Origin of the sequence: Stieleria mannarensis (assembly GCF_014154935.1) — a bacterium.
Lineage (GTDB): Bacteria > Planctomycetota > Planctomycetia > Pirellulales > Pirellulaceae > Stieleria > Stieleria mannarensis.
The window spans coordinates 188,611-199,369 of sequence record NZ_JACEHH010000013.1 but is presented as its reverse complement, the minus strand read 5'-3'; the positions used below and the strand labels follow the sequence as shown (position 1 = coordinate 199,369).

The following is a 10,759-nucleotide window of genomic DNA, read 5'->3' as shown; positions in this document are numbered from 1 at the left end:
GGTGTGCAGTTTCACTACTGCTCGCAAGAACTAGATGCACATTCCGATTGCTCTCTTATTGATTGCGATTGCCAGCGAAAGAAGCGTATGGGCTTGCGTAGCAAGGACTTAGGGCAATGCTGCCTTGGTGTGGGTAAGGCTCTTGGGATAGACGAGTGTCATTGCGATAACCGCAGCACACAGACGCATAGAGAGACTAGTAGAAAGCGGCCTAGTGGCTGTCGTTGCACCTAGAGAGGTAGGGTTTGGCAGTGAGAAAACTAGATTTGCTCTGTCGCCCTCAATTGGAATCTAGGAGTCTTTTTTGCGGCGTCGAATTGCTAAAACGCTCAATACAAGACTTGAAAAAACTAGGTGGCTTGCTGGCTCTGGCACCGGAGCATTTGTGATTTCCACAATCGCTGCCTTTGCGAGATGGGCCTCGTTTACTGAATCATTCCACTGTCCGGTTGACCATGTTGGTCCCGGTGCAGCGTAGATCATTCCCCAATCTTCGTTTCCGATAACCAGATTATTTGGTTCTCCAGGTGCCCAATTTGTGTAAGTAATCGGCTCACCAGATACCCACTCGAATTGTCCTTCTTGCGCAATGTCGTTTAGGCCGATCCAGAAAGTAAGTACGTCGATGGGTCTTAGCTGGACAAATGGAATTCCTGGAATCCCTGCAAACGTATCGATAATCCACTGGTTTTCCGCAGCATCATCGATGGTTACTAGATTCCCGCCCAATGAAACTGCTTCCGCTTGAGCGTCATCCCAAGTTGCTAGGTCAAGAACTAGATACGTGTGTCCATTCGCCGGATTCAATGTTGGCCCAACAAGTATGCCTGCGTGTGAGGCTGTAGGAATCAAGCAAATTAGCAGGACTAGGAGGATCGCTCTCATTTCATTTCTGTGATTCGAGTTTGGCAAGTTGCGGTTCACGGCATGAGCCTCAGTCTACTTGATTCCAAGTGTCATGGGTGGGCCGGGGTGTTATTCAGTTTGCTCACCCGTTTCGTTTTCGTTCAGGCTTGCGTGAGGCCCCAGTAGGTCAGGGGGAATTAAACCTAGTTTCGATTCGTCAATGTCCTCGGATAGGGCGAGGGTCTTCGCAACGGTATTTAGGATCCCGCCAAGGAATCTCAATTGAGGCAGCACATCCTGGTTTGTTAAAGTTTCGCGACTGTCCGCAGAGTGTTTTGCTCGCTCAAATTCTTCGGCTATGTGGACAAGGGCTTCGTCAGCTTTATCTAAGAGGGAACGGCTTACGTTGCTTAATCCAAATCGTTGCAGAGCAAAGACTGTCTTTCTTAGATTCCTTAAAGGGTATTTGGATTCGGTCCTGTGAATATCTAGAACCCTCTCTCTGCTTATCTCTTGTATGTAGCTTGCAGCAAGATCCAGTGCGAAGTTCAGTGATGAAAGAACCTCGCGATTGCGTCCCTTCTGTACTTTCCTAAGTAAGCTCTGTGTTTCGAGGATTAGTGGCTTGACCTGTTTCGCCCTCATTTCCTGGAGGACTGAGTTCGCAAGTTTGGCGTCTTCGTTCTCATCGTTGTAGAGAATCGATAATAGCGCGATTTGGTTTTGTCGATTTATCTCTCTAACTTGATCCGCCATCACAGATGCTTGAAGTTCTTGCTGCCTCGCCTGAGCTTCCGCCTGTCGTGTTTGTTCTCTCCAAACGTCTTGAGACTCCTGTAGCTCTTTTCGCTGCCACCGAAGCTCGATTGTTTGCAGGATGATAGCCGCCAGAGCCCCGCCTAAAGCGAGGCTCGACAAGAGTGCATTTACATAGCCGTAGCTGTCACCGAATTGCGCCGCTTGCTCGAAGCCTTGTTCTGATCTTGGGTACCAAACCCTTGGTAGCATTCCGACGCCAAGCCAAATCAGCCCCGTCACAAGCAATACAGTTCCAACCGTAAGGGCCACCATCAGCCCAAATTTCCAATCGCTGTCTTTAGCACTCACCAATGTTTCTCTGTAAATAGGTCTTTTGAAGGCTCGAACCACCAGTTTTAGCGGCTTTGTTCGCAGTTGGATTGGGCGCTACGATCAATTGGAATGATTCATCCGGCATTCGGAATGATTTGCTGACGTTTTGGAAATGGAGAGCGGATGGGCTAAGGGGGTAGTTCGGGTGAGACTCACCACTTCACAGGTTCTGGACGGCTAAAACCCACCCTAGCAACCGCCAGAGGCAAGGGAACCTTTGTTCACCAAGGTAAAAGTGGTGGGGTATGTTAAGAAACTGTTAAGAAACGTGCCATCCTGGGGGTGCAAATGTTAAGAAAGCTTCATACAAAGTTGGGCTAAAAACAGAAGGTAGAAGTTGCCTTCTCAGTGCCTTGGCATGCAAGTTGCGCGTCTCAAAGTGACACAAGGAAAGGCAGAGCCCCTAATGACCCTGCCCCTTTTTTTCTTACTTAGCCTTCCGCGAAGTCCGAAGGAAAGAGCTTTCACACTTTGCCCTCCACGCTTGGCTGTATCGCTTCCGAGGCGTAGCCGAGTCAATGTTGCCACTCGGCTTTCTGAAGCTCTCAGAAGCGGTCTGAGGGAACTTGTGGACTCATGACAACAGAACCAACATGCTCGAACATGGTCTGAACATGAATCGGCAAGAAACGCCGTAGAGCCAGACTCGCGTATTCCGTCTCTCAGATAGCCAGTAGGTTATCTGAGTGGATTGTGGTTCCAGATGTCGCGGGTTCGAATCCCGTCACTCACCCTGCTTTTCTCGGTCAAACCTTGATGCTTGCCGAGCGTTTGAAAAGGCCCCTTGGTATCGAGGGACTTTCGGTTTATGAGGGCGATCTGCCCCTGGCTGACGCGTCGCCGCTGTCTATCAACGGCAGCCTATCGGTTTGCCCGCAGCCACTGCACGTCGAAATCCAGTCGCGTGGACGCGGCCGTCACTGCCGGTTCCAACTCTGTCGGCGCGAACCCTGCCTCCGCCGAATCGGACTGCGGTTGCATCTGATCGTCATCGCTGACGGCATGCTGTGCACCGGCCAAGGCCTGACGCACGATCAAGTCGCTCAATCGGCTTGAAAGCGGGGTCCCGTAGACCGGATGCGGCGTGGCCGGGACGACATGGTCCGCTCCCCAAGTCATTCGCATCGCTTCCAATTCGTTGTGCGCTTGTCGCTCCAGTTCCGCCCGCTTGGCATTCCCGGTCTGCAAATCGGCATCCCACGCGATCACCCAACTTCGCTGTGCGGTGCGGTAGGCCAATTCGGTGAACCGCATCGACCGCTGCAACAAGGCGTCAAACGCATCGGCCCGGCTCGCAGGGATCGCGGCCCCCAACGAGACGGTGGTCAGATAAACGTGGTCGGGAAAGGCCGGTTGGATCTCGCCGAGGCCCAGTTCGATGGTTTGCGACGGGACGTCGATTCGCACGCGGCGTGGAGGGACCGGGGCACCGGACGGATGGGATGCACGTGACGGGCGGACCTCGTGAACACGATGGCCTTCGTTCAGGATTTTTCGTTGCTGCTTGGTGATCAGGTCCGAGCGCCACTTCACCCAACGCGCGGCCACCGCGGCGGGGCCGCCGACGATGGTTTGAAAACTGACGGCCGTTCCGGTGCCGACACGCGATTCGATCCGCAGCGTGGAAAAATGTGCCGCGGCGAGTTGCCGGCTGATGATCAACCCCAGCCCGCCGATGCTTTTCGCCGGTGCTTTGCCGGCGCTGATCAGTTCCAAGTCCGCCGGTGAGATCCCGGCGCCCTGGTCGACGATGGACCAATTCATCACGCCCTGGTTGCGATTGACATGGGTGCGAATCAAAACCGGGCCGCCCTCCCGCGTCACCCGGATCGCGTTTCCGGCCAAGTTGACGATCAGACGACGCAACATCGTGACGTCGGCATAGACCTTCAATCCTTCGTCGAACGGTCCGTCCCACAGCAAGTGGATGCCACGCGGCAAGATCCACGGTTGCAAGGTTGCCTCGACGCTGGCCTTCAACTCGTCGATCGAAATCCACTGACGGCTGACGTTGGGAAACCCGGAATCGAACCGCCGCGACTGGACCATCTCGTCGACCAACTGCACGGCACAATTGCACTGGTCGATCGCGGCCGACAAGCATTCGCCTTGGGCCGACGACACCGTGCCGAGGTCGCCGTCGCGAACCAACCGGATGGCTTCGCGAATCGTCGACAACGGGGCGCGCAGGTCATGGGCGGTTTCGCTGATCAATCGTGCGACCATTTCAAAGTCGGCCGCGTCGGAGGCTGCCGAGCGGCGGGGCACGATCGTGCCCTCGCGGTGACTGACCGATTGCCCAGGCATCCGCCTGGTCGCCGTCATGACCTCGTGCGGAACACCACGATCATCCACCGCGCGACTTTCCCGCGTTGCGGTGTCGGCAGACATTGGAAGCGTTGACGTCATGGTGTGGGTTCTCCAGGAAACGAAAAGGGGGGGGGACAGGTGACGCCGATGACGCGAGGGAGGGAATCGCACCGGGAAGGGCCTCGACGTGACCTGTTAGGGATTGCGTATCGGCTGGGTTGAGATTGCCGCTACACATCTGGGCACCGATCGATCCCCGGAAACTGGATCTATCCTTCAGACCTTGCCAGATGTGTCGATCATGAGGGCGGAAAGCTTGCGACCGCATCGCGGCGAACTTAAACTCTCGCTTTACCGATCGCCCCGATCGATGCCGCCTGCGGCCCCGCTTCTCCTCCTGTCCCTCCGTCCTCCCATGCGTCTGCCGATTCACGTGAAGTTCACGCCGCTCCTCGCTGCGTTCCTGGTCGCCGTCGGCCTGCCCCTGGCCGGATGCAAGATCGAAAAAATCGACGACACCGCCGCGTCGGGCGATCAAACCGCCGAAAACGACTCGAGTGCGTCCGGAGTCAAAACGTCCGCGGAGGGAAAACTGCGGATCGCCTATGTGACCAACGGGATCGCATCGTTTTGGGACATCGCCGAAGAAGGTTGCAAGGCGGCGGCAAAGGACTTTGATGTCGAATGTCTTGTTCGCATGCCTCCCGACGGAACCGCCGATCAAAAGCGGATGCTGGAAGAATTGATTTCCGACCAAGTCGATGGCGTCGCCGTCAGCCCGATCGACCCGGCCAATCAAACCGGCATCCTGAACGAGGTTGCCGCGGCGACCAATCTGATCACCCAAGACTCCGACGCCCCGGAATCGAACCGGCTGGCCTACATCGGCATGAACAACTACGACGCCGGACGGATGTGCGGCAAACTGGTCAAAGAAGCGATGCCCGACGGGGGGGAATTGATGATCTTCGTCGGCCGCTTGGGCCAGCTGAATGCGGATCAACGACGCCAAGGCATCATCGACGAACTGCTCGATCGATCCAACGATCCCGACCGCGCGTTCGACCCCGCCGATGGTGTGCTCAAAGGCGACAATTACACGATCCTGGACACGCGAACGGACAATTTTGATTTCGCGATCGCCAAAAGCCGCGCCGAGGACGCGATCGTCAAACATCCGAATATCGGCTGCATGATCGGCCTGTTCGCCTACAACCCGCCCGCCATTCTGGAAGCGGTTCGCGGAGCGGACAAGGTCGGCAAGATCCAAGTCGTCGGCTTTGATGAAGACCCTGACACATTGAAGGCGATCCAAGACGGTTCGTGCTATGGAACGATCGTTCAAAACCCCTATCAGTACGGCTACAAATCGGTCGAATTGCTGACCAAGCTCGCTCGCGGTGACGAATCGGCGCTCCCCGACGGCGGCTTCTTGAACATCCCGGCCCGCTCGATCCGAAAAGACAACGTCGACGAATTCTGGGCGGAGCTGAAGATTCTGACCGGGCAAGATGAATCGGACACGACGGCCCAGTGAGTGTGACGCAGGGAAAGAATCCGCGTCCTTTGTTGGAAGTCCGATCGCTGGGAAAACGCTTTCCCGGTGTCCGCGCGCTGCACAACATCAACTTGACATTGATGCCGGGCGAAGTGCTGGCGTTGGTCGGTGAAAACGGCGCCGGCAAAAGCACGCTGATGAAAATCTTGGCCGGCGTCCAGCCACCCGACGAAGGTCAAATCTTGATCGACCAAACGCCCGTGGCCATCGACAGCGTCGCCGATGCGATGCGGCTGGGCATCACGTTGATTCACCAAGAATTGAATCTGGCGGACAACCTGTCGGTCGGTGCGAATATCTTCTTGGGGCGTGAACCGACGCGTTTCGGGTTGATCGATCGCGAAAAGATCGTTCACGAATCCCGTCGCCACCTGGCGTCGGTCGGACTGAAGGTCGATCCGCTGACCCTGGTCCGCGAGCTGACCATCGGTCGTCAACAGATGGTCGAAATCGCCAAGGCGTTGTCGATCGACGCGCGGGTGTTGATCATGGATGAACCGACCAGCAGTCTGTCGCAGCGCGAGGCCGAGGCGTTGTTCGAAGTCGTGCACGGCTTGCGCGAGCACGGCGTCAGTGTCATCTACATCTCACACCGGCTGGCCGAAGTCGAAACGCTGGCCGACCGGGTTGCGGTGATGCGTGACGGCGAGAACGCCGGCGAACTGGTCGGCGACCAGATCAACCACGACGCGATGGTCAGCCGGATGGTGGGCCGGGACGTTTCGCGGTTCTACGAACGGACGATCCGCACCGGGCAGACGCCCCAAGGCACCGGGCAGACGCCCCAAGGCACCGGGCAGGTGGCGGAGGGAACTGAGCAGGCGACGGAGGCCACGCCGGCCCTGGAAGTGATCGATTTGGTCGTCCCCGATCACCCCAAACATAAGGTCTCGTTTGAAGTCATGCCCGGCGAAATCGTCGGCGTGGCGGGACTGGTCGGCGCGGGGCGGACGGAGATGTTGCGCTGTCTGTTCGGCGTCACGCAGCCGCTGGGCGGCACGGTCCGAATCAACGGCCGACGCGTGCAACTGCGTAGCCCCAAAGACGCCATCGCCAGCGGCATGGGATTGGTCCCCGAAGACCGCAAGGAGCAGGGGCTGGTGATCGATTTTTCCGTGCGAACCAACGTTTCGCTGGCGAGTTTGTCGGACAAGGCGCGCGGCGGCTGTTGGATCAACTTTGCCGCCGAATCCGACGACACCACCGACAGCATCGATCGGCTGCGGATCAAGACGCCGACGGCCGACCAGGTGGTGCGTTATTTGTCGGGCGGCAATCAGCAAAAAGTCGTTTTGGGGAAATGGCTGGCCATGAACCCCAAGATTCTGTTGTTGGACGAACCGACACGCGGGATCGACATCGGCGCAAAAGAGGAAATCTATCGGTTGATGGAGACGCTGGCGGCCCAGGGGCTGGCCATCCTGTTCGTCTCCAGCGAAATGGAAGAAGTGATCGCGATGAGCGACCGCACGCTGGTGATGCACGAAGGCGAAATCACTGGCCAGTTGGTCGGTGACGAAATCGGTGAAGAACAAATCATGAACTTGGCAACGGGTGTGACCAGTCGATGAACAAGATCCTAGGCATCTTTGGCTTGCTGATTTTCGTCTGTCTGTTCACGACGGTTTTGAATGACAGCTTTGTCGGACAATACAACCTGTACAACACCACGCGTTGGAGCGCCCTGTTCGGCATCCTGTCGATCGGCGTCGCGTTCGTGATCATCACCGGCGGGATCGACCTGTCGATCGGATCGGTCGTGGGACTGGTCGCTTGTCTGTTGCCCATGTTGGTCGTCGGCAACGGGTATTCGCCGACATCCGCGGTGATCATCGTGCTGTTGATCTCCGCCGCGATCGGATTGCTGCACGGGTTGCTGATCACCCGGTTGGACCTGCAGCCGTTTGTGGTCACGCTGTGCGGTTTACTGTTTTATCGCGGCTTTGCGCGCTGGTTGACCGATGACGATACGCTCGGGTTCGGCCAAGACCACGATGGGCTTCGGCTGTTGGCGATCGGAAAACCCTGCAGCTGGGCAACGATGCTACTGGGCGGCGGGGTGTGTTTGTTTCTGTACGGGCTGTGGAAACTGCGTCGGTTGCGATCCGAGGCAGATTCCGATGACAGTCATCACGACGCAAAGAAGATCTCGGCATGGTCAATCCCGTTGATCGGCGTGCTGTTGGCAGTCGCAGGAGCGTCGCGTTTCTTTCTGGGCTGGGACTCCGGCCCGGGAACTTCGCTGATCGAGGTCGGCGGCTATCGGATCCGCAGTCTGGGGATCGAAGTCTCGGACGCTGGCGCGGCAATGCCGTCAACGGTGATGAAGTACGTCGGCACGTTTCTATTCGTCCCCACGTTGGTCGTGTTTCTCCGCTGGGCCTGGCAATCGGATTCCCGACGTATCAAGAAACCATCGGCGTTGGTCCTGGTCTCGTTGGTATTGCTGGCCCTGTGCGTCTGGCAATTGGTGCCGCTGTACCGCAGTGCGGGGGGCGACGATCGATGGCAGGTCGGGGCGATCATTGTGTCGGGCGAGATGCTGAAAAACACATTGATGATGATCGTGTTTGTCGTCGTCGGTGGCGTGATCGGTTCGGTCGGATGGCTGATCTCGGCGGCCGGAACGGCATCAAAAAAATCCAAAGCGCTGACGCCCGCGTTGGTGGCCACCGGAGTGATGGCGTTGCTGGGGCAGACTCAACTCGCCGCGACGATGGTCCCGATGCCGATGTTGATCATGATCGCGCTGGCGGTCGTCGCGGCGATCTTCCTGAACCGAACCGTGTATGGACGCTACTTGCTGGCGCTGGGACGTAATGAAGAAGCGGCCCGCTACAGCGGGATCAACACCAAGCGGATGATCGTGGTGGCCTATGTGCTGTGTTCACTGGCCGCGGGGCTGGGCGGCATTTTGTTTGCGTTGGACGTCAACTCGGTGCAGCCGTCGGGGTTTGGCAATTTCTACGAACTGTACGCGATCGCGGCGGCGGTCCTGGGCGGATGCAGCTTGCGTGGCGGCGAGGGCAACATTTTAGGCGTGGTGATCGGCGCCGCGGTGATGCGTGTGCTGTACAACGCGATCAACATCCTGGGCATCAGCACCAAGTTGGAATTCGCGATCATCGGCATGGTGATCCTGGCCGGAGCGATTGTCGACGTCGTCGTCAAACGCATCGTCGCCAAACGAGCCGTCCTGGCGGCCGAAGGCGTTGACACCGAGCCGCCGGTCGGGGCCGACTAGCGGATTTCAAGAGTGTCGCCGTGTTCTCCGAACTCGGCTCCCCTCGGCTTGGAGAGCGCGCATCTGTACCGTCGCGGCCCCCCAATGCCGCAACGTCGCATCCGATACCGAAGATTTCCGAAGACCAATCTGCAACGCACGCAACCGCGGGCTCTGCGAGCCCACGGCGCCGAGCTCGGAGAGCACGGCGACGGTTCCGAGTGTCGCCGTGTTCTCCGAACTCGGCGTCCCTCGGCTCGGAGAGCGCGCATCTGTACCGTCGCGGCCCCCCAATGCCGAAACGTCGCATCCGATACCGAAGGTTTCCGAAGATCAATCTGCAGCGCAAGCAACCGCGGGCTCTGCGAGCCCGGAGCGCCGAGCTCGGAGAGCACGGCGACGGTGATCAAAAAATTCGCCCCGATTGCCGATAGACGAAGTCGCCGGGAGCAAGCCCCGCCTTCACCGGATTCTCGGCGATATACCTTCGCAAATAGTTGAGCTGTTCGTTGCTGCGGACCAGATGGTCAAAAGGTTCTTCCTGCCAAAGTGATCCCGAACTCCCGTTCAATCCGTTGATCTTTCGAGCCGTGAACCTCATCCAAGACCAACATTGCTTTCGCATCGCCGTGTCGTCGCGGAATGCCGCGAGCAGGTGAATGTGGTTCGGCATGATCACGAAGTCACCCATCAGATAGCGGTCGTCATCGAAGCATAGCAGCGCCTCGTGGACCACTTTCGCGGCACGGGGATCCCGCAACACGCAGTCGCCCAGACACGTGTCGAGCTCATCCTCACGAAGACGCCGGAAATGCTTGTCAAATCGTTTGCGAGCGACGTCCGAAAGTTCTTCTCGTCCCTGACGCCATTCCGCACTTCTAACACCATTGTTCCGCAGGAATTCGAGCCGCTCACGATCCCAGCGAAGTATGACTTCACGCGGAATCGAGTCGGCCAACCGCATGGTAATGAACGTGATCGCCCCCGCCTGCATCCAGTGCGGCCGTGCATGCTCGTCAATAGCGAATTCCTGCTCGCGATCAAACAGTTGGGGCGTAAGTTTTTTCGCGTCATTCATCGCATCAGTTTACCGTATCATCGCCGTGCTCGTATGACACGGTCGCCATGTTCTCCGAACTCGGCGTTGTCCGGCTCGGAGCGCGCGCCCAATCGCTCGGTCAAAATCCTTTTGTTTGATTTGAGTAAGCGAAATCACCAGACAGATATTGCATCCCGCGTTGGAGGATCTTGAGGCGTTTGAGCCTGCGGGCTCTGCGAGCCCGCGGCGCCGAGCTCGGAGAGCACGGCGACGTTGCTGAGCGTCGCCGTGTTCTCCGAACTCGGCGTTCTCCGGCTCAGAGCGGGCGCCCAATTGCTCGGTCAAAATCCTTCTTGTTTGATTTGAGTAAGCGACATCACTAGACAGATATTGCATCCCGCGTTGGAGGATCTTGAGGCGTTTGAGCCTACGGGCTCTGCGAGCCCGCGGCGCCGAGCTCGGAGAGCACGGCGACGTTACTGAGCGTCGCCGTGTTCTCCGAACTCGGCGTTCTCCGGCTCAGAGCGGGCGCCCAATTGCTCGGTCAAAATCCTTCTTGTTTGATTTGAGTAAGCGACATCACTAGACAGGTATTGCATCCCGCGTTGGAGGATCTTGAGGCGTTTGAGCCTGCGGGCTCTGCGAGCCCGCG

Annotated in this window: 7 protein-coding genes; 3 read left to right on the top strand and 4 right to left on the bottom strand. The window is 57.8% G+C overall.

Going from position 1 to position 10,759, the window contains the following annotated elements; genetic code table 11:
* Nucleotides 1–291 precede the first annotated feature (291 nt).
* From H1B37_RS11280 to H1B37_RS11270, 3 genes are all read right to left on the bottom strand, one after another.
* Complete coding sequence (locus H1B37_RS11280) at nt 292–885, bottom strand: C-type lectin domain-containing protein (protein WP_182866750.1); 594 nt, start codon at nt 883–885, stop codon at nt 292–294.
* Nucleotides 886–975: 90 nt separating this feature from the next.
* Nucleotides 976–1,953, bottom strand: a complete 978-nt coding sequence (locus tag H1B37_RS11275; protein WP_182866749.1) for a hypothetical protein — start codon at nt 1,951–1,953, stop codon at nt 976–978.
* Nucleotides 1,954–2,838: 885 nt separating this feature from the next.
* Nucleotides 2,839–4,368 (bottom strand): sensor histidine kinase, encoded by a 1,530-nt coding sequence (locus H1B37_RS11270; RefSeq protein WP_182866748.1) that lies wholly within the window; start codon nt 4,366–4,368, stop codon nt 2,839–2,841.
* A gap of 334 nt (nt 4,369–4,702) precedes the next feature.
* On the opposite strand from H1B37_RS11270, the gene H1B37_RS11265 reads away from it, so the two are divergent.
* The 3 genes from H1B37_RS11265 to H1B37_RS33365 are packed head-to-tail and all read left to right on the top strand — an operon-like array spanning nt 4,703 to nt 9,089.
* Nucleotides 4,703–5,824 carry a sugar-binding protein gene (locus H1B37_RS11265; protein WP_182866747.1) on the top strand — a complete coding sequence of 374 codons (1,122 nt, stop codon included), beginning with the start codon at nt 4,703–4,705 and terminating at the stop codon, nt 5,822–5,824.
* On the top strand, nt 5,821–7,416 hold the full coding sequence (locus H1B37_RS11260; RefSeq protein ID WP_182866746.1) for a sugar ABC transporter ATP-binding protein: 1,596 nt from the start codon (nt 5,821–5,823) through the stop codon (nt 7,414–7,416). Before H1B37_RS11265 ends, H1B37_RS11260 begins: the two co-directional genes overlap by 4 nt.
* Nucleotides 7,413–9,089, top strand: a complete 1,677-nt coding sequence (locus H1B37_RS33365; RefSeq protein WP_220498159.1) for an ABC transporter permease subunit — start codon at nt 7,413–7,415, stop codon at nt 9,087–9,089. The genes H1B37_RS11260 and H1B37_RS33365 overlap by 4 nt, the downstream gene beginning before the upstream one ends.
* Nucleotides 9,090–9,474: 385 nt before the next feature.
* Here the strand turns inward: H1B37_RS33365 and H1B37_RS11245 are convergent, their stop codons facing one another.
* Nucleotides 9,475–10,146 (bottom strand): transposase, encoded by a 672-nt coding sequence (locus H1B37_RS11245; RefSeq protein ID WP_182866745.1) that lies wholly within the window; start codon nt 10,144–10,146, stop codon nt 9,475–9,477.
* Nucleotides 10,147–10,759: the final 613 nt, after the last annotated feature.

Excerpts from the sequence above, each read along its gene's own strand:
- H1B37_RS33365 (WP_220498159.1), top strand. The coding sequence starts at position 7,413 with ATGAACAAGATCCTAGGCATCTTTGGCTTGCTGATTTTCGTCTGTCTG.
- H1B37_RS11245 (WP_182866745.1), bottom strand. The coding sequence starts at position 10,146 with ATGAATGACGCGAAAAAACTTACGCCCCAACTGTTTGATCGCGAGCAG.
- H1B37_RS11280 (WP_182866750.1), bottom strand. The coding sequence starts at position 885 with ATGAGAGCGATCCTCCTAGTCCTGCTAATTTGCTTGATTCCTACAGCC.
- H1B37_RS11270 (WP_182866748.1), bottom strand. The coding sequence starts at position 4,368 with ATGTCTGCCGACACCGCAACGCGGGAAAGTCGCGCGGTGGATGATCGT.
- H1B37_RS11265 (WP_182866747.1), top strand. The coding sequence starts at position 4,703 with ATGCGTCTGCCGATTCACGTGAAGTTCACGCCGCTCCTCGCTGCGTTC.